At 70.1% G+C, this 22,719-nt stretch carries 21 protein-coding genes and 2 pseudogenes; 12 read left to right on the forward strand and 11 right to left on the reverse strand.

The window, feature by feature from the left end; all coding sequences use genetic code 11:
- Positions 1 to 77: 77 nt before the first annotated feature.
- Positions 78 to 1,085: a hypothetical protein gene (locus tag BJP40_RS30920; RefSeq protein ID WP_143066062.1), complete on the reverse strand. Its 1,008-nt coding sequence runs from the start codon at positions 1,083 to 1,085 to the stop codon at positions 78 to 80.
- Between the two features lie 453 nt (positions 1,086 to 1,538).
- Between BJP40_RS30920 and BJP40_RS34795 the strand changes: the two genes are divergently transcribed.
- From BJP40_RS34795 to BJP40_RS30930, 3 genes are all read left to right on the forward strand, one after another.
- Positions 1,539 to 1,703: a hypothetical protein gene (locus BJP40_RS34795; protein ID WP_177204520.1), complete on the forward strand. Its 165-nt coding sequence runs from the start codon at positions 1,539 to 1,541 to the stop codon at positions 1,701 to 1,703.
- 938 nt (positions 1,704 to 2,641) lie between these two features.
- The gene (locus tag BJP40_RS36035; protein ID WP_256220843.1) at positions 2,642 to 3,769 is read left to right on the forward strand and encodes a hypothetical protein; all 1,128 of its coding nucleotides are present in this window, start codon (positions 2,642 to 2,644) and stop codon (positions 3,767 to 3,769) included.
- A gap of 278 nt (positions 3,770 to 4,047) precedes the next feature.
- Positions 4,048 to 4,533, forward strand: coding sequence for a hypothetical protein (locus tag BJP40_RS30930; RefSeq protein WP_071284280.1), 486 nt, complete (start codon positions 4,048 to 4,050; stop codon positions 4,531 to 4,533).
- Positions 4,534 to 4,674: 141 nt separating this feature from the next.
- On the opposite strand, the gene BJP40_RS30935 is transcribed toward BJP40_RS30930, so the two are convergent.
- Both BJP40_RS30935 and BJP40_RS30940 read right to left on the reverse strand, forming a co-directional pair.
- Entirely contained in the window at positions 4,675 to 5,475 is an 801-nt protein-coding gene (locus tag BJP40_RS30935; protein WP_071284282.1) for a hypothetical protein, read from the reverse strand.
- A gap of 384 nt (positions 5,476 to 5,859) precedes the next feature.
- Positions 5,860 to 7,563, reverse strand: coding sequence for an IS1182 family transposase (locus BJP40_RS30940; protein WP_107416906.1), 1,704 nt, complete (start codon positions 7,561 to 7,563; stop codon positions 5,860 to 5,862).
- A gap of 262 nt (positions 7,564 to 7,825) precedes the next feature.
- Between BJP40_RS30940 and BJP40_RS30945 the strand changes: the two genes are divergently transcribed.
- From BJP40_RS30945 to BJP40_RS34800, 4 genes are all read left to right on the forward strand, one after another.
- The gene (locus tag BJP40_RS30945) at positions 7,826 to 8,257 is read left to right on the forward strand and encodes a sensor histidine kinase KdpD (protein WP_071284288.1); all 432 of its coding nucleotides are present in this window, start codon (positions 7,826 to 7,828) and stop codon (positions 8,255 to 8,257) included.
- A gap of 271 nt (positions 8,258 to 8,528) precedes the next feature.
- On the forward strand, positions 8,529 to 9,242 hold the full coding sequence (locus BJP40_RS30950; RefSeq protein WP_143066063.1) for a peptidase inhibitor family I36 protein: 714 nt from the start codon (positions 8,529 to 8,531) through the stop codon (positions 9,240 to 9,242).
- Positions 9,239 to 10,804 carry a phosphodiester glycosidase family protein gene (locus BJP40_RS30955; protein WP_071284291.1) on the forward strand — a complete coding sequence of 522 codons (1,566 nt, stop codon included), beginning with the start codon at positions 9,239 to 9,241 and terminating at the stop codon, positions 10,802 to 10,804. Before BJP40_RS30950 ends, BJP40_RS30955 begins: the two co-directional genes overlap by 4 nt.
- A gap of 416 nt (positions 10,805 to 11,220) precedes the next feature.
- Positions 11,221 to 11,361 (forward strand): hypothetical protein, encoded by a 141-nt coding sequence (locus BJP40_RS34800; RefSeq protein WP_177204521.1) that lies wholly within the window; start codon positions 11,221 to 11,223, stop codon positions 11,359 to 11,361.
- 512 nt (positions 11,362 to 11,873) lie between these two features.
- Here the strand turns inward: BJP40_RS34800 and BJP40_RS30960 are convergent.
- The 3 genes from BJP40_RS30960 to BJP40_RS30970 all read right to left on the reverse strand — a co-directional run bounded on the left by BJP40_RS30960 (position 11,874) and on the right by BJP40_RS30970 (position 13,390).
- Entirely contained in the window at positions 11,874 to 12,230 is a 357-nt protein-coding gene (locus BJP40_RS30960; RefSeq protein WP_143066064.1) for a DUF5959 family protein, read from the reverse strand.
- Between the two features lie 84 nt (positions 12,231 to 12,314).
- The gene (locus tag BJP40_RS30965) at positions 12,315 to 12,854 is read right to left on the reverse strand and encodes a transposase (RefSeq protein WP_071284297.1); all 540 of its coding nucleotides are present in this window, start codon (positions 12,852 to 12,854) and stop codon (positions 12,315 to 12,317) included.
- Positions 12,851 to 13,390, reverse strand: coding sequence for a winged helix-turn-helix domain-containing protein (locus BJP40_RS30970; RefSeq protein WP_071284300.1), 540 nt, complete (start codon positions 13,388 to 13,390; stop codon positions 12,851 to 12,853). Before BJP40_RS30970 ends, BJP40_RS30965 begins: the two co-directional genes overlap by 4 nt.
- A gap of 121 nt (positions 13,391 to 13,511) precedes the next feature.
- Here BJP40_RS30970 and BJP40_RS30975 point away from each other — a divergent pair, with 121 nt between their 5' ends.
- Positions 13,512 to 14,723, forward strand: coding sequence for an MFS transporter (locus BJP40_RS30975; protein WP_107416907.1), 1,212 nt, complete (start codon positions 13,512 to 13,514; stop codon positions 14,721 to 14,723).
- Between the two features lie 82 nt (positions 14,724 to 14,805).
- Here the strand turns inward: BJP40_RS30975 and BJP40_RS36040 are convergent.
- Positions 14,806 to 14,943, reverse strand: a pseudogene (locus BJP40_RS36040) (MOSC domain-containing protein); the annotation flags it as partial.
- 4 nt (positions 14,944 to 14,947) lie between these two features.
- On the opposite strand from BJP40_RS36040, the pseudogene BJP40_RS33460 reads away from it, so the two are divergent.
- Positions 14,948 to 15,043 (forward strand): annotated as a pseudogene (locus BJP40_RS33460) (IS5/IS1182 family transposase); the annotation flags it as partial.
- Positions 15,044 to 15,058: 15 nt separating this feature from the next.
- Here BJP40_RS33460 and BJP40_RS30980 read toward each other — a convergent pair.
- Positions 15,059 to 15,592 (reverse strand): tetratricopeptide repeat protein, encoded by a 534-nt coding sequence (locus BJP40_RS30980; RefSeq protein WP_071284327.1) that lies wholly within the window; start codon positions 15,590 to 15,592, stop codon positions 15,059 to 15,061.
- Positions 15,593 to 15,851: 259 nt separating this feature from the next.
- Here BJP40_RS30980 and BJP40_RS30985 point away from each other — a divergent pair, with 259 nt between their 5' ends.
- From BJP40_RS30985 to BJP40_RS30995, 3 genes are read left to right on the forward strand one after another with little or no spacing between them, the layout of a single operon-like run.
- Positions 15,852 to 17,171: an aminotransferase class I/II-fold pyridoxal phosphate-dependent enzyme gene (locus BJP40_RS30985; protein WP_071284306.1), complete on the forward strand. Its 1,320-nt coding sequence runs from the start codon at positions 15,852 to 15,854 to the stop codon at positions 17,169 to 17,171.
- Positions 17,172 to 17,205: 34 nt separating this feature from the next.
- The gene (locus tag BJP40_RS30990; protein ID WP_071284308.1) at positions 17,206 to 18,099 is read left to right on the forward strand and encodes a dihydrodipicolinate synthase family protein; all 894 of its coding nucleotides are present in this window, start codon (positions 17,206 to 17,208) and stop codon (positions 18,097 to 18,099) included.
- A gap of 11 nt (positions 18,100 to 18,110) precedes the next feature.
- Positions 18,111 to 19,364 carry an MFS transporter gene (locus BJP40_RS30995; RefSeq protein ID WP_256220844.1) on the forward strand — a complete coding sequence of 418 codons (1,254 nt, stop codon included), beginning with the start codon at positions 18,111 to 18,113 and terminating at the stop codon, positions 19,362 to 19,364.
- Positions 19,365 to 19,829: 465 nt separating this feature from the next.
- Here BJP40_RS30995 and BJP40_RS33835 read toward each other — a convergent pair whose 3' ends face one another.
- The 3 genes from BJP40_RS33835 to BJP40_RS31010 form a co-directional block, all read right to left on the reverse strand.
- Entirely contained in the window at positions 19,830 to 20,156 is a 327-nt protein-coding gene (locus BJP40_RS33835; protein ID WP_143066065.1) for a hypothetical protein, read from the reverse strand.
- 1,077 nt (positions 20,157 to 21,233) lie between these two features.
- A complete protein-coding gene (locus BJP40_RS31005) occupies positions 21,234 to 21,539 on the reverse strand; it encodes a hypothetical protein (protein WP_079171610.1) in 306 nt (101 codons plus the stop codon).
- Positions 21,539 to 22,719: helicase associated domain-containing protein (locus BJP40_RS31010; RefSeq protein ID WP_177204522.1), on the reverse strand; the 1,181-nt coding region annotated here is incomplete at its 5' end. The genes BJP40_RS31010 and BJP40_RS31005, both read right to left, overlap by 1 nt.

A 22,719-nucleotide genomic window follows, 5' to 3' on the forward strand; every position in this document is an offset into this window, starting at 1 on the left:
GGCACCCGCCACGATCCACACCAGCAGAGTCGCGGAGAGATAGACACCGCTCAGAATTCCCAGATCCTTCGCCACGTTCAGCACTTGTACCGCTTCCATCCCGTGATCACGCCCACGTAGCTGACCTTCCATTCCACGCACTGACCCGCCTTGGCCGCATCCTGCATCTGGGACCGCAGCGACGCCATCTGCGCGGTGAGTGCCGCCCCGCAGCCGGCAGCGGCGACGGCATTCGGAATCTTGGCGCACGCCATCACCGTTGCCACGGCGGCGAAATGGTAGACCGACGTGCCAGCGAGCTTCTTCACCTCCGATTTACCGAATCGCAGATAGATGCTCCAGCCGAGCGAGACCTTCGGGTCGGCGACGACCGGGAACACGGTCCCCGCGTCGGGGGACACGGTCTGGACGAGCCGGTCGCCCTCCAGCCGGTAGGCGGTCCGAACGGCCCTGCCGCGGGCGTCCTTCGCCCACGGGGCGTCGACCGCACCGAGCACCGCCGTGGCGTCGGGCCCCTCCTCCCGGACGATCAGGTACCCGCCGGTCCCGTCCGGGGCGAGCCGTGAGCCCTCCGGCAGGTCGAGGTCGAAGCGGTGGACGCGGGCCGCCGAGCGGTCCTTCAGCGTGACCAGGGCGCGGGCTCCGCCGTCGGCCGTCGGTTGCACGGCCAGATCCACGTCCTCGCCGCCCGCGCCCGGATAGACAACAGTGCCGGAACCGGCTGCGACACCAGCCACGTCCTCGGCCTCGGGCAGACCCAGACGCACACGGCTGCCGTCCGCCGCGCTCAGCTCCACCAGTCCCCCCGCCTCCGTGGGGGCCGTGACGGTGACCTGCCCGGCGGCGGTGCCGGTGATGGCCTTCGCGGCCGCGTCCGGGGCGGGCGCCGTACTGGGCGCGAGGTCGGCGACACCGGTGGCGTGCTCCACCACCGCGGCCGCGCGCTCCGCCGGGGCTCCACCGCTCCCGGTCCCGGCATGGGCCGGGACGGCAGTGGCCAGAACCGCGGCTGCGCTGAGCGCGGATATCCCCGCAAGGATTCCGTAGCCCCCAGATCGCCGCAAGAAGACAGACGACAACTTCATTCCCCTCATAGTGCGATGGCAGGGGTCGGCGCCGAGCTCGGAGTCTGCTCTTCCCACCCCCTGCGTCAAGGCCGTGGTCAATGGCCTTGAGGCGCCGATACGGCGCGGGGAAAGAAGTACCACGCGGGGGCACAGGGCTCAAGAAGACCCATTCTCCGTTGTCGGGAATTCCCCGGGGGAACTCCGACGGAGGATTTCGTGTGTGATCCCCTAGGAACCGGCACTCTTGATGGCCCGTCATGCGCTCGCCCCGGCCGCAGGAAATCGATCGCGGTGTGATCCGGAACACCGTGCGGACCCTCCGGCGGCGAAAAGGCGTTCCCGTCACCGCCGGTAGTGCCCCGTCCCGCCCGGACCATCCTGCCAGGCCGCCCCGCCCCGCATCCGGAGCGAACGGCACGCCCGGCCACCGCCCCCGAACGGAGCACCCCATGCCGGAAGCAGACAGCACGGATGGACGCCGCAGCGCTTCTGGCACTCGCACTCCGCCACCTCGACGACCACGACACCCGCCGCCCGTTCACCCGGATATCGACCCTCGACGACTCCACCACGCAGCCCTACCGCCCCCTCCCTGCCCTGGCTGTGACCATGGCCGGACACGTCCTCTCCGCATGAGAGGTCAGGACCTTCCGGATCGAGCGCCTCCCGACCCAGCGCATACGATTCTTCACCGCGCAGGGCGGCGATCCCCGGCGATTGTTCCGCGCGTGCACCCTCTTCCACGCCGAACCGGGTGCCCAGCGGGTGGCCGAGCTGTGCGGTCACGCCCTCTGCACCAACAAGGCGCCCTTCGGCCCCTCGGGAGCCGCTGCACCGACCACCTCGGCGACCCGGTACCGGACGGCTGCGACCCGGGGTACTGGCTGCACTTCTCATGGACGGCTCCGTCACCGGGTGGGCAGCGCCCCGCACGTCCAGCGCCTCCAAGCGGTCGCGTTGCTGTGGCGGAGCAGCATGTCGGCCATCACGTGGCCGCTTCCGGTCTCCCGGGTAGGATCCGGCCGGTCGAGCCGCAGTGAGTCAGAGAGGAGTGGAAAGATGAGTTTGGCGGGATTGCTTGGTCCGCTGCTGTTTCTTGCTTCGGCAATAGCTGGCGCTCGTGCGGCCACGGCCTTCGACGGTACTCACCTCTGTCGAGCGCGATCTCGGCCTTCGAGGGTGGGACTGCAGCTGGCCTTCGTGGTGAGCACGACGGTCCCACTCGGCGGGATTGTCATCGTCGCCTTCGGATCGCCGCTTCTCCTCCTGACCGCGCTCCCCTGGTTCCTGGCAGCGTTGACCGTGGGGATACCGATGGCATGCCGCAGGAGATTGGCTCACCGGGCTTCCAGACGGGACGGCCTTCTCCTGAGCAGCCCCGCACGGCCGTGACTGTCAGAGGCGGGATTCATACGGACTGATTGGCCACATCGCGCGGTCGCACCTGTCCCGTCTGGCACGTGCCCCACGCTGCGCGGATCACACGGTCAGCCGCAGCCCCACCACCGGTTGCTCAAGATGGAGCTGCGCGATGACCGGCGCGGTGGCGTGGAGACCCGCTCCACCGGCCTCCAGTGGTTCTTCTCCCCCCCCTCGCCGACCTGGAGCACGAGTACGTCACCGCCGTCGACGACGACGGCGAGCCGCGGTTCCTGCCCGTGGTCTCCGAGCGGGCCCGCGCGAAGATGAACGCCATGGCCGCCCGCAAGACCCGCCCGCCCAAGCGGAAGACCCAGCCGCTCGCGCAGCTGCGCGTCTGGTGGAAGGTGAGCGCGATCCTCACCTCCAAGGTCGCCGCCGAAGTCATCACCAACCTCCTCGAGCACGCCCGCGCCGCGGCCGCCGCGATCCGGGCCCGCGTCGCGGCCGTGGTCGACGTCGCCCTGGCGGCCGTCGACGTCACCGCGACGGTGCTCGTGATGAACGAGGGCGGCCGTTTCCACCGCCGGCACCTGCTCGCCGAAGCCCGCCGTCACCTCGCCCTGGTCCTGCGCGGCCGCCGCCGCGACCCCGGCCTGGACGAGCAGATCGTGGCCGCCGCCATCTCCACCCACTGCCTGGACATCACCGAGCCGACAACCACCATCGGCCTGCTGGCGGACTACCGCCTCTACACCGCCCGGTGGCACCTGGCCGACCTCCCCGCCCGCCGCCGCCCACCGGCCGCCGCGCCCGACCCAGACCGGCAACCCCCGGCCGATCCCGGCGAGCCGGCTGCGCTCCGGCCGCCGGGCCAGGACGCGGGGGAGCGGGAGATCCCGCGCATCCCGCTCCAGAACGACCGTGCCGTCCTCGCCGGTGCGATGGTCCGCGAGAAGCTGCGCACCACCACCGCCGTGCGGGGCCGGGCGTACGACGTCGTCGCCCACCAGCAGGCGGCGATGCCCGAGCAGCTGCTCGCACCCGAGCCGGCCGACCCCGAGCACGACGACCAGGAGCCGGAAGCCGGTCGCGGGGACGCGATCGACATGACGGCGCTGCGGGCCTTGCGGAAGTCCCGCACGGACGTGGAAGCCCTCGATCTCACCGACGACCGACTGCGCCGCATCCGGGAGGCGGGCACCAAGATGGTCAACGACTCCCGCGCCCGCCCGGACCGCCACACCGCACCAGCCGACGCCGGCGCGGTGCGCCCGGACGACCAGCAGGCGCACCGCCCACAGCAGCCCGCACCGCACCGCGGCCGGGAGGCCGGCCACTGAGTGGACCCGATGGTGCGCACCCGATGCGGTGGTGCGCACCGACGACGCCCGGCTCCACTCCACCGAGTGAGCTGCAGCCAACCTGAATTCGCAGGTCAAGGGGCTGGTGTGGTCGGACCTCAGAGTGCTCGTGCTGGTCGTGTGCGGGAGCCCATCGAGAAGATCGTCTGACAGAGGTCGGGATTGTCTCCGAAACGGAGTCAGGGGCGGCGCTCTGGCCCGTGTACCTGGGCTGGGGGCGCAGTCCGCTGCTGGCCAGCGCATGACATCCTGGCCCAGTGCTCCTGAACGATCTCTCCAGCAGTGTCGGCCTCCGCCCAGTGGGCTATCAGTTCGCCACCGTTCGGGGCGACTCGTACGACGACAACTGGCTGGTCATTGAGGGCACGGTGGCGACTTCTAGGGGAAAGTGGTCCTTTGCCGATCCGTGTTTGCTCACCGATGAGGCCCGCCAGGTGTCCGCGTGGCTGCGCGCGGTGGCCGCGGGGACGGTGGACGTCACCGAGCCTGATGCCGAAGGCGAGCTGTCGCCGGACACGTGGTTCATCGAGCCGGTCGTGGCTTTCAGCCTCGCCCATCGAATCGAGAGCGGGACCGCGGTGATCCGCGTTCATCTGTCTCTGGAGGCGGCACCTCCGTGGCAACAGGGCAATGACGGGTCTGACATCTACCAGTACGTCGTGGAGGTCAGGTTGGACGCCGCAGCGCTGCTGCACGCGGCTGACGAGTGGGACCGCTCTCTGGCTTCCCTCCCGTCCCGCTGATCCAGCCACCCGGCACTCCCCGGACAACCGATTCCTACCTGCTGGGGTCGAGTGCCCCTCTACGATCCGGTGCATGCTGGATCCCGAGCTGCTGGAACGAGCCCGCACTCCGTGCTGGAGAAAGTTTCAAGCAGCTCGTCGTCAGTGCGCCCAAGGCAGACGAACCGCCTCGATTTCACTGTCGTTCAGCAATGCGTTGATGAGGGCTGGAGGCCCGGCGACCTTGGTGCCCCACAGGTCGTAGTCGGTGCACAGGACCCACGAGCGGTCATCGGCCCAGAGGTTGGACGGGCTGAAGTCGGCCTCGGACTGGTCGTACAGGATCTCGGCGTCGCCTATCCGGCCCGCGCGCACGTGGAGGTTGTCGAAGTCGATGGCCCCGAGCGTCATCGGGTTGTAGTAGGCCAGGCAGCGGGTGTCCGGGCCCGCAGCGCTGAACTGGGTGAGGATGGCGATCAGCCGGTTCCAGGTCTCACGGTCCAGGCTCCCTTCGGTCGGCGGGACCATGCCCAGCAGCCAGCTGCCCTCCTTCTTGGCCGAGGGAAAGCAACGGTAGGAGGGCATCAGCCCGTCGGCCACGACCGGGTCGCCGCTCCGCCGGGCCAGCTCGGCCCAGCGCAGCCTTCGCCAACCAGGCCCCGGATGCTCGGCGCGGCCGAGCCCTCCCCCCGTGGCGACGCTCACCGCATCAAGGTCAATGCCTCCGACGACGTGCGGCTGAACACCCCCGTCCGCCAGCCGCGCCTGGTGGTACTCGTGGTACGACACATCGGTCGGCCCCAGATTGTGCTCGTACATGGCGTTGAGCACCCACACTGCGTCAGGCATCGCCGGAGGCATGAACCCCGTGATGCCATCACCGCACAGCTCCAGCAGCCAACCGGTGACCTCGGAGGGTACGAGCGGCCACAGGCTAGACATCGGGTTCGGTTCCTCGGACATCCCCTCATGATCCCAGGCGCGAATCCGCTCCTCTGCGAGAGGCCGACATGACGCCACCCCCGAGGCCGCTGGCTAACGATCTACACCTCAGACACCCGCCCACGACCAGCATGAGCAAAACGAGAGCCGGTCACACCAGCCCTTTGACCTGCAACTTCAAGTTGGCGGCAGCTCCGTGGAGTCCACCGTCCGGGAGTGGACGCCACCGTGCTCGGCATCCACTCCACCGAGTGGAGCCCACCGGGTGGGAGTGGACGCCATCGACGGGAGTGGGGCCGCGCCTCCACCCGGTGCGTTTCTCCTTGACCTCGGCTCAGGACCCTGTTGGCCAATTCCACTGGGGGCTGTCGGACGGCCCGCGTGGGCAAGGGGAAACGTGGAGTGTCAAGGGGCGATGCAGCCCGAAATGTCGGCCGGGTGGTCCGTGGTCAGGGGGTGCAGGGTCGACCGCAGACGACGGAAGTGGGAGATGCGGCTGCGGCCTCGCGGTGTCTCGGTGATCCAGGCGTCGATGCGCGAGAGGTTGAGGGCGGCCGCCGTGAACTGGTGCTGAAGGTGCGTCTTGGCAGCGCCGTGGTAGCGAGAGCGGCGCAGTCCCATTTGCCGGACGCCCTGCGAGATCGTGCTTTCGATGCCCGCGCGAGTCTGATACCGCCGACGCCACTCGTTCGTCTTCTGCTCCTCGCGTGCCTTGCGGAGGGCCTCGAGTTCTTCGCGGTTTCTGAAGGTCAGGCGTCTGCCGATCCTTCCGGTGCCGCGTGTGCACTGGCTGCGGACAGCGCAGGGCCCGCAGTCGTTGATGGAGAACCAGACCCTGATGACGGCGGCTCCGGTCTGGCTGGTGCTGTCAGCCCATCCCCTGCTGCGCTTGCCGTTGGGACAGCTCACCTCCTGGGCCTGCCAGTCGATCGTGAAGCTCTCCTGCGTGAACCCGTCCTCACCCTTGGCCTGCCAGGCCGCGGAACCCTGGACCGGTCCGACGATCTCGATGCCGTAGTCGCGTTGAGCTGAGACGAGCGCACGAGCCTCGGTGTAACCGGATTCGACGAAGTGCTCAGCCGGCAGCAGGTTCCGCGCGGCGAGGCCTTCGTGGATGGTCTCGGTCACCTGCACGTCATGGACGGGAGCGGCCGTGGTGAGCACGTGCGTGATCAGGTTGGGCTGGTCGGGCTCACACGTCTCCGTGAGGTGGACCTTCCATCCTTGCCAGTCCGTGTCCCGCTTGGATCCTGAACGGGCGACGCCGTCGTAGGGCGACACCACGCGTTGACCAGCAGGCGGGATGTTCTTCGGGTGGCGCCAGCGGACGATCTCGTCATCGACCTCGAACTCCTGCACCCAGGTCCGCCGGAGCATCTCCACCGCGGGGATCTGACGAAGCCACCCGTGTGTGGCCGAGTGGAAGACGGCCTGCAGCAAGCGCATCCCGTCGCTGCCAATCTCGTTGCCCCTCTCGATGCGCTCGGTTCTCGACTGCGGAAGCCGGGAGTCCTCGACCCTGTAGGAATACCGCTTGAACCACTCCTCGTGGGCCAGGTCGGCAAGCCACTGGGGGGCTGCCGCGGCCAGAGCGTTCAGGGCCGCCCGCAGGGTCTCGCCGACCAGTTCCAGACGGTTCAGTCCACGGACCGCCGACAGCACATGCGTGCTATCGGTGCGTTGGCGGCCGCGCGTCTTCAGCAGACCGGCCTGCGAGGCGGCGGCCAGCACGGCGTCCGTGATACGAGTCTCCGCACTACCGTCGACCAGCCGATCTCGGAATTCGCTCAGCACGGAATGGTCGAAGCCCGGGTCCTCGAGCTCCAGGCCGAGGGCGTACTTCCAGTCGATACGCGCCCTGGCAGCCAGGGCAGCCTGGCGGTCGGACAAGCCCTCGGCGAACTGCAGGATCGACACCAAGGCGAGAACCGCCGGAGACAGGGCCGGCCGACCTCGCTGAGGGAACAGGTCGGCGAAGTCCTCGTCGCGGAACAGCTCGCCCAACGCATCACGCACCCTGATCGCCATGCTGCCCTGCGGCAAAGCGGCTTCGGCGACTCGCCGTGTCGTTTCCGGAACCTGGCCCGGCCCACTCTTACGTAGCGACACTGACGCCTCCCCAACGCTGTCCGCCCCCGGCAACAACGCCGGATGATCGGATCAACGACGCCGACCCGCGTACGACCCCAGTGGAATTGGCCAACAGGGTCCTCGGCTCAGGTCAAGGAGAAACGCACCGCCTCCACCGTCCCCACCTGGGCCCACTCACCGCACCGCGTTCAACCGGTGCGCACCACTCCCAGCGTCGGCCGCACCGGTGCGCGCACCGCCCACCGAGTGGAGCGCATCGGATGGGCGCACCACCGCACCAGTGCGCACCGGCCGCACGGTCACCGTCACGGTGGACGCCGCGGCCGCGGTGCGGGTGCGCGCCCGGCCGCGGGCGATACAGCGCTGCATCGACAACCTGATCGGGAACGCGGTGAAGTTCAGCCCGGCGGACACGCCCGTGACCGTCGAGACCGTCGAGACCGCCGGCCGCCGGCTCTCCGTACGCGACCACGGCCCGGGCATCCCGCCCGGCGAGGAGCTGGCCGTGTTCGACCGCTTACACCGCGGGCCCGGCACCCAGGCCACCCCCGGCTCGGGCCTCGGCCTCGCCATCGTCCACGACCTCGTCACCGCCGACGGCGGGTCCGTCTTCGCCCGCACCGCGGACGGCGGAGGCGCCGTCGTGGGCTTCACCCTCCCACCCCACGCACCACCGCCCCGCGCCCGCCGGACGAGGCCCCGGCCCCGCTGACCACCGAAGACCGGACCGCGCGGGGCGGGGGCCGGCGCCGGCCCGCCGGGAGCATCGGAGTGGTCCCCAGGCGGGCGCACGGCGTCGTGCACGCCCGGTCGGGTGCCGTTCCCCGGCCGGCCCGCCGCTGGGTACGTCTCCGACTACGGGGGCAACCTCGTGGTGGACGCGGACCGCGTGGGAAGGCGGCGCCCGTGTCCGACACGGAAGGCCACCCCGACCGGGGGAAACCCGGTTCCCTGTCAAAGTGATCCGCCTGCGACAATGCCCCGTGAAGATCACTATAAAGCGGGGGTCCCTCGTCCTCGGAGCCTTGGCGCTGCTCAGCTCCGTGCTGTTCGTCCTGCCGACGACCGCGGCGGCGTACGAGAACTGCGACGAGAACGCCCTCTGCCTCTACGACCAGGACGGCGGCAAGGGCACCCTTGAGAAGCCCATCGCCCGCACCCTCCTCTCCATCCCCCTGTCCGTCAACAGGGGGAACTCGACGGCCCGCTCCGTCCACAACAACACCGCCTCCTGGCTGTGTCTGTACGCGGACGCCTACTACGGCGGCACCCTCGAAGCGGTCGCGCCGCGTGCGGAGGCCAATCTGCCCGGCCTCCCGAGCGAACTACAGGGACGAGTCAGTTCGTACAAGCTGGTGCCGTCCAAGGGGCACTGCTTCACCGGCTTCGAACGCTGCGAGCCGGGCAAGCTCTGCATCTTCGCTGAGGAGCGGGCACGCGGCGGCATGTACGCGACTACCTCCTCCCACAACGGCTACGCGCCCGTCTGGGAGGACCGGGTCCGCTCCGTCGTCAACAACACCTCCCTCTACGCCTGCTTCTACCCCGCGGACCTCCACACCGGGGGATGGCGCGACGCCAACGGCACCTCCTACGGGGCCTACAAGGTGGTGCCGGGCGACAGCACCACCCTCCCCGAGCCGTTCGCCAAGTCCTTCCGCTCCCACAAGCTCACCGACAAGGCGGACTGCTCGTGACCACCGACACCCCCGCCCGGCTCGCTGCCGCGCTCCGCCCCCGTACGCGCCGCCGCGGACCCGCCGGCGCCGTCGCGCTGGCCCTGACCGCGACCCTGTTGGCCGCCTCGCCCGGTGCGACCAGTGCGGCGACCCCTGAGGCGTCGCTGCTCGACACGTGGGTGGAGACCGGACGGTACACCCTGGCCGCCGGCGTGACCTACGTGCGTTACACCGAGAAGCACCAGACCCCCGGACGCCTCGCCAAGCGCGAGCTCAACGTGGTCGTCGCCGACCCCGCCCTGGGCGCCGTCCGCCTGGAGAGCACGGTGGGCGGTGCCGCCGCCACGGCCGAGACCGTCGCAAGCCAGTTGGCCGCGGTGAAACCGGAGCGGCCACTCGCCGGGATCAACGGGAGCTTCTTCAAGGCGGAGCCGCCGCACGGCGGCAGCATCCAGTTCGGCGGCACCGCCGTCCGCGACGGCCAGGTCAACGGCACCGGGTGCCTCAACGGAAACCAGGCCGTCGTCCTCCAGCACGGACTCCCGTACATCTCGAAGCTCCGGGCGACGGTGACGCTCCAGGTACTCGACGCCTCCGGCGCCGTCGTCACCGAGCGACTGCTCGACGACGTCAACCGCGACCCCGGACGCGGCGTCGGCTGCGTCCGCGGAATCGGCGACGTCGAAAAGAAGATCGCGTACGACCCCGCCAAGCCCGAAGGCAAGACCACCGTCTTCGTCGACGGGGACGAGCTCGTCGCGTTCAACGACGCGTACAACCTCGCCACCCCCGCGAAGAACCGCGACACACACGCCGAGGTCACCACCGACGACGACCCCGGGTACGAGGTGGCGGTCGACGGGTCGGGCGCGTTCACGCTCCCCACGGACGGCGGCCAGTGGGTCGAGGGCCGCGGCGGCAAGCACGTCGGCACCGGCGGATTCGTCCTGCAGGCGGTCGGTGCCGAAGCCAAGCAGTGGCTGCGGACCCAGCTGACCGCCGGACGCACCCTCAAGCTCAGGAACCAGGTCGAGGACCTGGAGTTCCCCGAGCACCACATCGCGCTCGACGAGTCCGTCGACATCGTCTCCGGCCTGGCGCACCGGCTGCTGGACGACGGCGTCGTCACGACGAGCAACACGTGCGTCCGCGCCTACGACAAGAACGGCGACAAGGTGGCCCGGGAGGACGGCCCCGATATCAAGCTCGGCGACCACTGCAAGGACTCACGTACCGCCCTCGGCATCGATGCCAAGGGGCGTACGGTCATGGCGACCATCTCCGGCCGGCGGGACATCAAGGCCGCCCCGACCGGCTATTCCGACCTGTCCGGCGTCGACGGTGCGTTCCTCCACGAGTTCGCCGGCATCCTCAAGATGCCGGAGCTCGGCGTGATCGACGCGATCAACCTCGACGGCGGCGGTTCGACCACCATGTACACCGAGTCCAAGCGGCAGACGGGCATGACCGACATCGCCAAGCAGCCGGACGGCACCTACCACCGTGTGGAACGCCCCGTGGCCGACGCGGTCTACCTCACCCGGGGCGGCTACGGCATCCCCGGCGGCACCCTGCCGTAGGGCGGGGCCGGACGGGCGCGGGCCGGAACCAGCCGCCCAGCCGAGCCCGGCGCGGGCCAGGGGAGGACGGGTCGGCCCGTCCTGCCCGTCCGAACCGTCCCGCCAACCTGAACCGGCCGTGACGTCCGCGACCGGATCGGCGCGGGCCTCTGTCCGGTGACCGCCTTGACGCCGGGAAACGTATCGAGATGCACTGAATGCCTGGCACCCGCCCGTTCAGGGGATGGCGCCAGGGGGGATCTCTGTGCACGGGGGTGGGGAGCACATCCTGCCGACCCCGGCCGAGGCCGCCGCCCTGATCGAGCCCTACGAGCACCTCGTGCCGCCGGGGCTGCAGAGCGTGGGGACGACCGGGATGCACTGCACGCCTGCACGCCATCGGGCTGGGCCGCGACGACGTCGACACCGACGCGCTCGTGAAGGACGTCGCCTCCCGCGTCAGCACCGTGCAGCCCTTCATCCTGACGTTCGACCGGCCCGCCGTCGGCTCCTTCGCGGTCGAGCTCAGCGGCTGGCCCGGACGCCCCTTCACGGCGCTCGTGGACACTGTCACGTAGGCGACGGCGTCCACAGGAGCCGCGTTCAAGCCGGGGCGGAGCCGGTACCCGCACATGTCGACCGCCTACACCACCGCCGGCGCCGAGCACGTCGACCCCGTCTCCCTCAGTAGCTGTTTCTGAGCCTGTTCCTACTGGGGGCGCAGACCTGCATGATGCGGGGCGACCGGGGAGCTCGTTCTCGCGTTCTGCTACGGTGCCCGGATGTTCTTCCTTCGTGTCTAGAGCCAGTGCTGACCGCGTCCACCGGGCGTGGTTCTCGCTGCCCATGCACGTGTGAGCGCCATCGTTCCGGCGCTGTCTCAGAGGAACATGATCATGTCTTCGCCCTCCGTGGCTCCTTCGTACGCGGCTGTGCTCCGCACCCGCTACTGAACTTGAATGCGTGATGTCGGCGGCTTGGATCAGGTGATCACCGCTTGCGGTTGGGGCTCCACTCGTAGGCTCCCGGGGCCGTCTCGATGACTTCGCGGGGCCAGGCCAGCCGGACCTGTTCCAGGCGCCCGCGGTGCTCAGCGATCCAGTCTCCCTGCCTGGGGCCGCGTTCCCAGGACCGTCGTCAGGCGGTCCGGGTCGCTCACCTGGATCGACAGCCAGCCGTCTTCGTGCATGTGGATGTCGAGACTCAGGCCGCGCTCTCCGCCGATGCTGGCTGTCTGGCTGGGTCCCAGATTGGACAGCTGCTGCTCCCAGGACTCCAGGTCATGCTGGAAGAGGTAAAGGTCGAGCCGGGCGTCGACGAAACTCGCGGAGGCGAGCACGTCCGCGTGCAGGATGTCGTGGCCGGTCAGCACGCCCGGCTGGAACCGTCCCGTGACGCGCACGATGCAGCGGTCCCCATCCGGACCGGCGAGGTGGATAAGGTCCATCGGAACGGGCCCCGTCATGAAGTTGCTCTCTTTCGTGCGCTGGTGTGGGCTGCATCGTCTCCTATCGCCGCTTGAGCGACACCGTCAGGACCCGGCCCGAGAATCAAGGGCCCAGGAGGCCAGGCCGGTGCCGGCGAGACAGCCGTCGACCAGGTCCGGGCGGTACTGGATCTGCTTGAGCCTGCGCTTGACGGCCCGGGTGATCTGGCCAAGGTCGGCTGCGGCGAGGTTGCCGATGTCGCGCTTCACCAGCGACCAGATGCCCTCCTGCGGGTTCAAGTCCGGTGAGTAACTGGGAAGCTGGAAGACGGTGAGCCAGTCCGCGTGGTCGGCGATGAATCGGCGCAGTGGCTCGACCAGGTGCATGCGCAGGTTGTCCCAGACCAGCACGATCGGGCCGCCGAGCTGGATGTGCGCTCTGACCAGCAGGTCGCGCCAGCCGATGCCCTTCGGCTCGCCCTTTCGGCCCCGGTACTCACGGACCGAGTAGAACATCCTCGACCGCTTCCCCGGCTTGTAGCAGGTTAGCCCGGCCATGGACACCCGGCCCGAGCCCCGGCCACGGACCCGGACCACAGGCGTTACGCCCTTGCGCCCCCAGCTTCTCGCGCGCGGCGGCGTCATCGACTGCCCGGCTTCGTCCTCGAAGACGATCCAGCCGTCACACGCCGCCGCGGCGCTCTTACCCGCGGCCAGGTCTCCCTCTTCCAGACCTCGACCGCCGCGTCGTCGCGCTCGATCGCCCGCCGGGCGGACTGCTGCCAGGACCAGCCGTGCCGCTTCAGCAACAGCCACGTCCCCTCCACCGTGTAGCTCACGCGGAACAGCCGGCCGATCAACGTCCTGATCCGGGCCAGTGTCCACCGCTGGTCGGCCCAGCCGTGGACCAGCGGCCCACGCTCCAGCTCCCGTTCCAGCCTCGCGATCTGCGCTTCACCGAGCCTCGGCCGCCCCGGCGAACCCTTCGACAAGACCCCCGCTTCACCGCGCTCGCGCCACTGACGGCGCCACCGCTCCACGGACCGCTCGCTGACCCGCAGCACGGCAGCAATCTCCCTATTCTTCTGCCCGCTCTCGAAGCGTTCCACGGCCTGCAGCCGGACTCGCTCCCTCGCGGCCCTCCCGGCGTCGGTCAACCCGCCGCCCTGCGCGTATCTCACGGTCCAGGGCTACCGGAGCGGACCGGCCGCCGTCAGGCGAACGGCTCCGACATCACCCAATCAAGTTCAGTATGCCTGTCGCACGTTCGGTGCGTCATTGTTGGGTCGGCTTTCCTATGGAATGGTCTCTTTTTCGCTGGTCTTGGCGATCAAAGAGGCCACCGGCTCCTATGCCGTAGCCGGCACTGTCATGGCTCTTTTCGCGCTGACCAGTGTCTTTCTCTCGCCGGTCCGTGCGGGCCTGGTCGACCGGTACGGGCCGCGCCGGGCTCTGTGCCCCATGGCAGCCGCCTACGCGTTGTTGCTGACCGGACTGGCCGTGGCGACTGCGTGGCCGGGCGCGTCAGGAATTCTGCTGGGGGTCCTGGCGGTGCCTACCGGGGCGTGTACGCCGCCACTTGGGCCTGTGATGCGCACGTTGTGGAGCGACTTGGTTCCCGACCGGCGGTTGTTGCAGCGTGCGTACAGCCTGGACGCGGTCGCCGAACTCCTCTTCGTCACCGGGCCGCTGCTGGTCGGGCTGCTGGTGCAGGTTGCGGCACCGTCGGTGGGTCTTGCGGTGAGCGCCGCACTCGTACTGATCGGCGCACTTGCCCTGAGCTCGTCTCCGGCGGTCCGGGGCTGGGCCGGCCGGGAGAAGACCCCGCTCGGGCCGACATCGCCAGAGGGCCGCGTCTCTGGCGCGCGCTCCTCTCTGTTGCGCCGGTGGCTGCTGCACGGGGATCCGGGGATGCGCCAGGCGATCACGGTCGCTGCGGCGGTGGGCATGTGTCTGGGAGCGTTCGATCTGCTGGTGATCGCCTTCGCAGACGAACACGAGACCCCTTCAGTGGTCGCCTGGGTCCTGGCCGCGCTGTCCGGAGGCAGTGCGATCGGTGGTCTGTTCTACGGTGCCGTCCCATGGCGGGCCTCGGGGAGGTTGCGGCTGGCATTCCTCGCGGCGGCCCTTGGGCTGTCCCTGGCCGCCATGGGGATCTCTCCTGATCCCTCCATGCTCATCGCATGGGCAGCGATCGGCGGACTGTTCGTCGCTCCGGCCCTCACCACCGCCTACTTGATCGCTGATGAGTGTGCTGATCCAGCCGGTCGGACCAGAGCGGGTGCGTGGGTCAACACTTCCTTCAACGCCGGATCGGCAGGGGCGACAGCGGCCATTGGACTGTTGGTGGGCCGCCTTCCCCTGCCCGTGTGCTTCGTACTTGCCGCGGCCCCGGTCGTACTGTCCGCGACGACAGCCCTGCGCAGATCAGGTCGGTCTACTCGCACCGCCGCCGGACCGATCGAGCGTGAACGGACGACGGCCGCGGAACCGCAGCCCTCCATCGACGGGTGAGAGGGCCGCGCGGGCCTGCCCTGCTCGCCGTTTGCACCACAGGAACCCGCGCGGCCGGTGCCGTGCCGGCCCGGTGGAAACTTCAGACACGTTCCAGAGGCCGGTGCGGCCCGCTGGGAAGCCTTGCTTCGATCGTGTCGCCCGGGCGCACCGTGCCGCCCTCTTTCACGATGCTCATGATCCCTGCCTTGCGTACGCTGTTGTCGGCTTCGTCGCCCCCCCTGGTGATCAACGCCTTCCTCGACCTCGCCGACACCGTCATCACCGACCGCAGCCTGATCCGACGGGCGTGGACCACTCACCGCTGGGACCGCCGCCCCGGCGCCGCCGATGACTCAACTCTTCTCCTGCGGACCCTCATCTGTGTGCTGCACGCCGTCCAGATCGTCGGCGTAGTACTCAATCGCCCGCCGGTAGCCCTGCACCCGATGGTCGCCGCTTGTGGCGGCCAGCGTCTTCAGCAGAAGCCGCACCGCTTCCCGGCCTTCACCCTGGTTGTACAGCGCCATGCTCAGGAAGGCCTGCAGTGCCGGGTCGTCGGGAAACTCATCAAGCCCACGCCGCAGCGTCTGTGCGGCCACCCCGTAGGAGCCCAGGACCCGGTAAGTGCTCCCCAGCCCGAGGAAGGCCCCATGCCGATCTTCGGGAGACAGGCCCGCACCGACCAGGGCCCGCTCATAGAACGGGACGGCTTCACGCTCCAGACCGAGAACATCGTGCGCCCAGGCCGTCTGGTAGGCGATCTCGGCATCCTCCGGATACCGCTCGGCCAACTCCACCAGCTGTTCCCGAGCCTGCCCGGCCTGGCCCTGCTCCCGCAGCTGTACCGCTTGCGTCAGCGCCGCATCCCTCTTGTGATCATCACTCATGTCACCCACGGTGTCACACCAAAACCAGCCGCACCTCACCAGCTCGGCCATTCCGCGCGAGCTCTTAGCCTCGGTCCTGAAGGCGCAGCAGCCACGGTCAATCGCGGGTGAGGCTGTGGCGTCAGTGCCCATTGACCTGGCCGCCGACGCCAGGGCCGTGGTGGGCGATGTTGCCGTCTCCGTCACCGGTACTCTACCTTTGGCATAGGACAATGTTTGTCACAGGACATACTTGTCATCCACAGGTAGGGGTGATCACGTGGGTATCAAGGGCAGCACCGCGGCGGAGATCGCGGGGAGCGTGCGGGACCTGGTTGCTTCGGGTGTTCTGGCGCCGCGGACGGGTCTGCCCCCGGTGCGCGTGCTCGCGGCTGAGCTGGGGGTCAACCGGAACACGGTTGCCCTCGCATACCGGCGGCTCGTCGAGGCGGGGGTGGCCGAGACGCGGGGCCGCGGTGGCACGGTGGTCGCGGCGGTGCCGCAGCTCGCGCGCGAAGGGACCGGCACCTGCGGCGACTGCGTCGACCTGGCCGGCGGCAACCCCGACCCGAGCCTGTTGCCCGACATCCTCGGTGCCGCCCGGCGCGGAGACTACAGCCGGCCCCTGTACGGCGCGCCGGCCGTTGACGCCGGGCTGGGCGCCTGGGCCCGTGCCGACTTCGCCGAGGACATCGATCATCCGTTCCGTACGCTGGTGACCTCCGGAGCCGTGGATGCCACCGAGCGGCTCCTGAACGCTCACCTCACCCGCGGGGACCTGGTGGCGGTCGAGGATCCCTGCTTCCTGGCGAGCATCGGCACCCTGCGCCTGAACGGCTACCGCTCGGCACCCGTCGGCGTCGACGGCGCCGGCATGCGCCCCGACGCGCTGCGGGCCGCCCTGACGGCCGGTGCCCGCGCGGTCGTCTGCACGCCCCGGGCCCACAATCCGACCGGCGCGAGCCTCACCGAGGAACGGGCAGCCGACCTGCGGGCGATCCTGGCGGAGCACCCCCAGGTCCTCGTGATCGAGGACGACCACTTCTCAGCGGTCTCCGCCCGGCCCTACCACCGGATCACACCACCGGGAAGCACGCGCTGGGCGCTGGTGCGGTCCGTGTCCAAGTTCCTCGGACCGGACCTGCGTCTCGCGCTCGTTGCCGCCGACGCCGAGAGCACCGCGCACCTGGAGGCACGGCTGAGTCCCGGCACCACCTGGGTCAGCCACCTGCTGCAACACACCACCCGCCAACTGCTGCTCGATCCGAGCGTCCACGAACTCCATGAACGGGCCCGCGAGGTCTACGCCCGGCGCAGCGGCCTGCTCGTCGAGCGGCTGCACGCCCATGGCATCGAGGTCCCGCACCGCCCGGACGGGCTGAACGTCTGGGTCGAACTCGACGTCGACGCCGAGGCCGCGGTCGCAGCCCTGGCCCGGCGGGGTTGGGCGGTGCGCCCGGGCCACCTCTTCGCACCGGACCCGGCCGCCCACCACGGCGCTATCCGGGTCACCACCGCCACCATCACCGAGTCACAGGCCGGGGCTTTCGCCGCCGAACTCGCCGCTGTCATCGCGGAACTGCGCGCGACGACCCACTGACCAACACCCTTCCCACCCACCACGAGGAGTCATCATGTTCCACGGCCTGAGCGCCTTCCCCCTCACCGCCACCAGCGAGCAAGGCATCGATACCGCGGCGTACACCGCGCTCGTCGCCCGTCTCGCCGCCGCGGGTGTGGACTCCATCGGCGCGCTCGGCTCCACCGGCAGCTACGCCTACCTCACCCGGGAACAGCGCGCTCAAACAGCCCGGATCGCGGTCGAGGCCGCCGACGGGGTACCCGTCATCGTCGGCATCGGCGCGCTGCGCACCTCGCACGTGCTCCAACTGGCAGAGGACGCCCAGAAGGCCGGCGCCTCCGCGGTACTGCTCGCCCCGATGACGTATCAGCCACTGACCGAGGACGAGGTGTTCGGGTTGTACGAGGATGTCACACGCGAGCTCTCCGTGCCGTTGTGCGTGTACGACAACCCCGCCACCACGCACGTGCGCTTCACTGACGAACTGCACGGGCGCATTGCCCGGTTGCCGAACGTCGGCTCGATCAAGATCCCCGGCGTGCCCGACGACCCGTACGCGGCCGAGCTCCGCGTCGACGCGTTGCGCGCGCTGATACCCGACACCGTCACCATCGGGATCAGCGGCGACTGGATGGCCGCCCGCGGCCTGACCGCCGGGTGCGACGTCTGGTACTCGGTCATCGGCGGCACCTTCCCGCAGACCGCCCTCGCCCTCACCCGCGCCGCACAGGCCGGCCATACAGGCACGGCTGCGGAACTGTCCGAAGGCCTCGAACCGCTGTGGGCCCTCTTCCGGCAGCACGGCAGCCTGCGCGTCATGTCGGCCGCCGCCTCCCACCTCGGCCTGACGGAGGAACCGAACCTGCCGCGCCCCCTGCGGGCACTGGAGGAGACCGCACGCCGCCAGGTCGCCGCCGCACTGGACGCCCTCCAGCTCACCTCCTGAACACGACCACCATGAGCCAACAGCACACAGCGAACACGCCGAGAAAGGCGCAAGCCCCACCCTCGCCCGGACAGGGCAGGGGCGGCCTGGCGCGTTACGTCATCGCCGCGGCCCTGGCCCGTACCGCCGACGGCGGCGCCGTGGTCGCCGTCGTTCTGCTCGCCACCTCATCCGGTGCCTCCGGGACGCTCGCCGGGGTACTCGGTGCGTGCATCACCGCCCCGCACCTGCTGGGTCCCTTCGTCGCCCGGTCGCTGGACCTCGCCCAAGACGGCCGGAAGGTCATCGCGGCGGCCTGCCTGCTGTATGCCACCGCGCTGACCGCAGGAGCACTGACCTACGGTCACGTCCCCGCCACGCTGACCGGACTCCTGCTCGCCACAGCGGGCACGTGTGGGCCGTTGCTGACCGGCGGCATCAGCAGCAGACTGCCCGCCATCGTCGGACCTCGACTGCGCACACAGCGGCGAGCCCAGGGCTGGGACGTGGCCACCTACGGCATCGGCGGCACCGTCGGCCCCTCCCTGGTGGCCGCCCTGTCCGGGTGGGCCTCACCCACCACGGCGGCCCTCGCGCTCGCGGCGGTGGCGGCCACGGCGGCAGGCGGCGTCCTGCTTCTGCCGTTCACCGCGCCGTCCCACACCGGCGACAGGACAGCGATCCTCAAGCCGGGAGCAACCCTCGCGCTGATAGCCCGCACCGGCCACCTCCGACGCACCGTGTACCTGACGATGATCGTCGCCCTGAGCGTAGCCGCACTGCCCGTCACCGCAGTGCACATGACGAACATCCTCGGCGTCGAGCCGGCCACCGCGGCCGCGCTGACCGCGGCCTACGGCCTCGGCAATCTCACCGGGTCCGTAGCCGTCATGATCTTCCCCCTCACCGGCAATCCGGACCGGCTGATGCGCCGCCTCGCCCTGGGCGTCGTCGCCGGCCTCCTCACCGTCGCCGCGAGCCCCACCTTCACGATCACCATCGCGGCCTACGCGCTCACCGGAATCCTCAACTCCTGCTTCTTCGCCTCCACCCTCGCCGCCCGCACCGAGTACGCACCGCCCAGCGCGCGCAGCCAGGTCTTCATCTGGGTCGCGGCACTGAAGATCACATCCGGATCCGCCGGAACGGCGTTGGCCGGCTTTCTGACAGGTGCGAACGTCAGACTGCCGCTCCTCGTCGGCCTCCTGGCCGTCTCTGCCGCAGTCGCCGTCGCGACCGTTGAGGCACGCTTCGCCAGAGCCGACGGGAAACGCCCGCGCCCGTGACAAGCGCCGCACCGTCCCGGCATGGGCCGATCGTGGCACCCCGGATCCGCTCCCACAGCTCCGGGGAGAGGTCCTTGGCCCTGAGTATCACTTCACTCTCACCGCATGACACCTCAAGCAGCCGCACATGGACGGACGAGCTGCTGGACTGTCCCCAGGACAGCGGTCCGAGATGTCGCGTCCGGAAGCGGCCGCGGGCTGACATCCGCCGACGGGTGCCGGCGGTCCGCCGACGCCCCGGACCAGGGGCCGGGCCCCGGACGGCGGATCGCCGTGCGGGTAACGGGCCTTGGCCGGAGAGATCTCTAGGTCCTCCGTCATGGACCCGGCGCCGAGGCGGCGGCACCCCGCCCGGGTCCGACGGACCGTGTGACGCCGACGAGGCCACAGCCGGGCGGAAGAAGCGACAGCGCGGTTCGCTTGGCAGATCCAGTGTGAGCCTGTGGAGCTGGTGTCGAGCTGCGGTCAACTGCCGGTGATCGTCAACTCCGAGACCCCGTACGTTGATGTGATGCCTTCAGCTGTCGCACACGCGCCCAGGTCCAGGGCCACGCTCGTGATGGTCTCCACCGCGGTGGCTCCCTGGAACCAGCCACTGGTGATCTCGCCGGTCAGCGTCACCACCGTCTGGCCCTGAACGATGGACACCGTCCGGTTGTAGGAGAAGGTGCTGGTGGCTCCTGTCGACCACGAGATCAGGTCGACTCCGGTGTTGGCCTCCGTCAGGCTGAGGCAGGACAGCGTGGTGGTGGAGGTGAACCCCGTCGAGCCCGTGAAGGTGAAGGGGCTCACCGTCGAAACGCAAGGGGCATGAATGTTCTGGCCCGACCGAGTGAGCGTCTGCGGTGTGTTGGTGAGCCCGGGGTCGTACGTCGTGGTCTGGCTGCCTCCACACACCACCTGGTAGGGGCTCACTTGCTCGGCCGCGCCGGCCGACTGCACGGGGAGCAGAACCGCTGCGGCGGTCAGCGCGCCAGCGCCGAGAAGGGCACGAATACGTCTACTAACGAACATGGCTTTCCCTCGGCCGTTTCCAGGGACTCTCCCCAAGCATCGCCGGACACAGGAGCACTGCGGAAACGACGCCTGACGGGGGAGCTAGTACCTGTGCAGCGTGACAGCGAGACACTCGTCACGCACAGCCCTATTTCAGGACAAGAGTGCTGAGTCGGGGCGCTATTCCAGGGGTTCCTGGGGCTGGCTTCGCAGAGTTCGACCCCGCTGGTTTCAGACCGCGGGCTTGCCCCGAGTCCGTCCGGAGGAATCAGGGCGTACCGGCCGTGTGAGGCGGGCGTGCTACCCGGCCCGTACGCCCGCAGCAGCTCCTCCAGACGGGCGCGGTGCTGCTCCACGAACGCCTCCAGGCGCTCGATGTACCCCGCGCGTTTCTCGGCGCGCACCGCGCGCAGCGCCACGTCCAGGAACTCGCCGTCCGGCCAGTGCCGCGCCGCGGACGCGGCCAGGGCCCACGGGAAGCGCTCCGCCACCGCCAGGACCTCCGTCGCTGCCACTGCCACGACGGGTTCGGCTCCCTGCACCGGGGGCTTCTCCGGCGCGGGGGAGGGCTGCCGTGGGAGGTGGGGCGGTCAGCCGGGCGCTGGAGGCGGCACGCCCGCGCTGGGCGGCGGTCTCGTCCGCGATGGTCAGCAGCCCGCTGGAGACCGACTCGACCCCCGCATCCCAGCCGGCGTCGAAGCCTGGGGCGGATCCGTCGGGGGCGCTGTTCTCGGAGATGCCGCTGTGGGCGGAGGCGATGGCCCCGGCCTCCAGCCGGGAGACGATCCGTAGACGCTGCGGGATCCGCTACCCAGATCTCGGCGTCGCTGCGGGCTGCCATCATGTGGGCCCTCTCGTCGGTGCCGTCGGTGGTCACGCGGAATCTCCCTGATCGGCGCGGGTGCTGCGGGTGCGGTTGGCGACCCAGTCCGGATCGCGTACGGGCACCGGCACCGAGGTGTCGGTGGCCGGGGCGCGCATGATGCGCCTGCTGGTGCGCGGCGCGGTGACGGTGTGGACCAGGACGACGACAGCCTGGCGGGCGGCACCGCCCCGGACCCACGTGCCGGTGAAGCGGACCTGATCGGCCGCCCAGTCGCCCAGCCGCTGCCACGGGCGCAGCCGTCCGGGCAGGCAGCCGGCCGCGAGCGCGACGACGGTGGTGACGACGACGTCCATCACGCCCACCGCATTCCGATCGCGGACAGCAGCTCCACCCGCTCCGGGGACAGCGTCGCCGCCCGGCTGCGCTGGTTGCTGACCCATGCCCCGAGCCGGAGCTCCCGCTCCTCCTGGTCCTCGCCGACGATCCGTTCGACGTGCTTGCGCGGCACGCGGAGGTGCCCCTCGCGCTGGTAGTACTGCTTGGCGGCCTGGTAGTTCAGCGCCCACTTATCCGCCTGCGTACGGCGGGGCTGCGGCTTCTCGTCCTCGGTCGCGGGCTCGATTCCGAGGACCTGTTCACACATCCACTGCTGCACGGTGGTGAGGTTGTCCCAGCCGAGCCGGACCGAGCGCACCCACCGTCCGAGGTCCTCGCCCTGGTGGATCACCTTGCCGGGCTCGGTCGGCAGCGTGCCGCCGGCCTCCTCCAGGTGGAGCCGGACGAGGTGGAAGGCGCGCTGCCACTCCACCGGCCAGGCCGGGCACCAGGACGGGTCGATGTCCTCCAGCTGCTCACGCCGCTCCGCCGACAGGGCGCCGGTCCACGACTGGACCGGCAGCCCTTCGGCCTGGCGCTGCTCAAGCTCGGCCGCCTTCCGGGCGGCGGCCCGCGCGTTCTTCAGCCAGGTGCCCACCCGGTACCCCTGGAAGGTGGCGTCGAGCGGGGCCAGGAGGTGCCTGTTCACCTCGGCCCACCCGCGCGCGGCGGCAAGTCCCTCCTCCCACGCGACGTCGAAGTGCGACCAGACCATGCCCAGCTTCTCCAGCTGGGCGATGCGGTCCTCGTCCATGTCGCCGCGGGCGTAGAAGCGCCGGTTGTCGGCGATCCACTGCCCCAGGGGGAAGTTCGCGAGCGAGGCCGGCCACCCGACACCCTCCGCCTCCTCGCCCTCGGGCACGCGGTACGTGAACGGCACCTTCAGGTCGCCATGCTCGCGCGCGAAGATGACGGCGGCCTCCACCCCGCGCCGCCAGTGCTCGTGCTCCGGGTTGAGGACCCGCAGGTTGATGAACGCGGCCAGCTGCGCCGGGTCGCGCGGCGTGCTGAACTTCAGCAGCTTCCGCGCCGGGGCCGACGGGCCGCCGGACCCGTTCCCCTCGCCCCGGCCCTCCTGGCCCTGCGCGCCCTTCGAGACGTAACGCTCGGAGGGGGGTTTGTTGGTGTGCCGGGTCGTTGGTGGCCTGGGGTGTTGTG

The organism is Streptomyces sp. CC53, from assembly GCF_001865245.1.
Taxonomy (GTDB): Bacteria; Actinomycetota; Actinomycetes; order Streptomycetales; family Streptomycetaceae; genus Streptomyces.

Excerpts from the sequence above, each read along its gene's own strand:
- BJP40_RS30935 (WP_071284282.1), bottom strand. The coding sequence starts at position 5,475 with ATGTCCGAGGAACCGAACCCGATGTCTAGCCTGTGGCCGCTCGTACCC.
- BJP40_RS30980 (WP_071284327.1), bottom strand. The coding sequence starts at position 15,592 with ATGAGTGATGATCACAAGAGGGATGCGGCGCTGACGCAAGCGGTACAG.
- BJP40_RS30990 (WP_071284308.1), top strand. The coding sequence starts at position 17,206 with ATGTTCCACGGCCTGAGCGCCTTCCCCCTCACCGCCACCAGCGAGCAA.
- BJP40_RS30920 (WP_143066062.1), bottom strand. The coding sequence starts at position 1,085 with ATGAAGTTGTCGTCTGTCTTCTTGCGGCGATCTGGGGGCTACGGAATC.
- BJP40_RS30965 (WP_071284297.1), bottom strand. The coding sequence starts at position 12,854 with ATGACGCCGCCGCGCGCGAGAAGCTGGGGGCGCAAGGGCGTAACGCCT.
- BJP40_RS30960 (WP_143066064.1), bottom strand. The coding sequence starts at position 12,230 with ATGGACCTTATCCACCTCGCCGGTCCGGATGGGGACCGCTGCATCGTG.
- BJP40_RS34795 (WP_177204520.1), top strand. The coding sequence starts at position 1,539 with ATGGACGCCGCAGCGCTTCTGGCACTCGCACTCCGCCACCTCGACGAC.
- BJP40_RS31005 (WP_079171610.1), bottom strand. The coding sequence starts at position 21,539 with ATGGACGTCGTCGTCACCACCGTCGTCGCGCTCGCGGCCGGCTGCCTG.
- BJP40_RS30975 (WP_107416907.1), top strand. The coding sequence starts at position 13,512 with ATGGTCTCTTTTTCGCTGGTCTTGGCGATCAAAGAGGCCACCGGCTCC.
- BJP40_RS30995 (WP_256220844.1), top strand. The coding sequence starts at position 18,111 with ATGAGCCAACAGCACACAGCGAACACGCCGAGAAAGGCGCAAGCCCCA.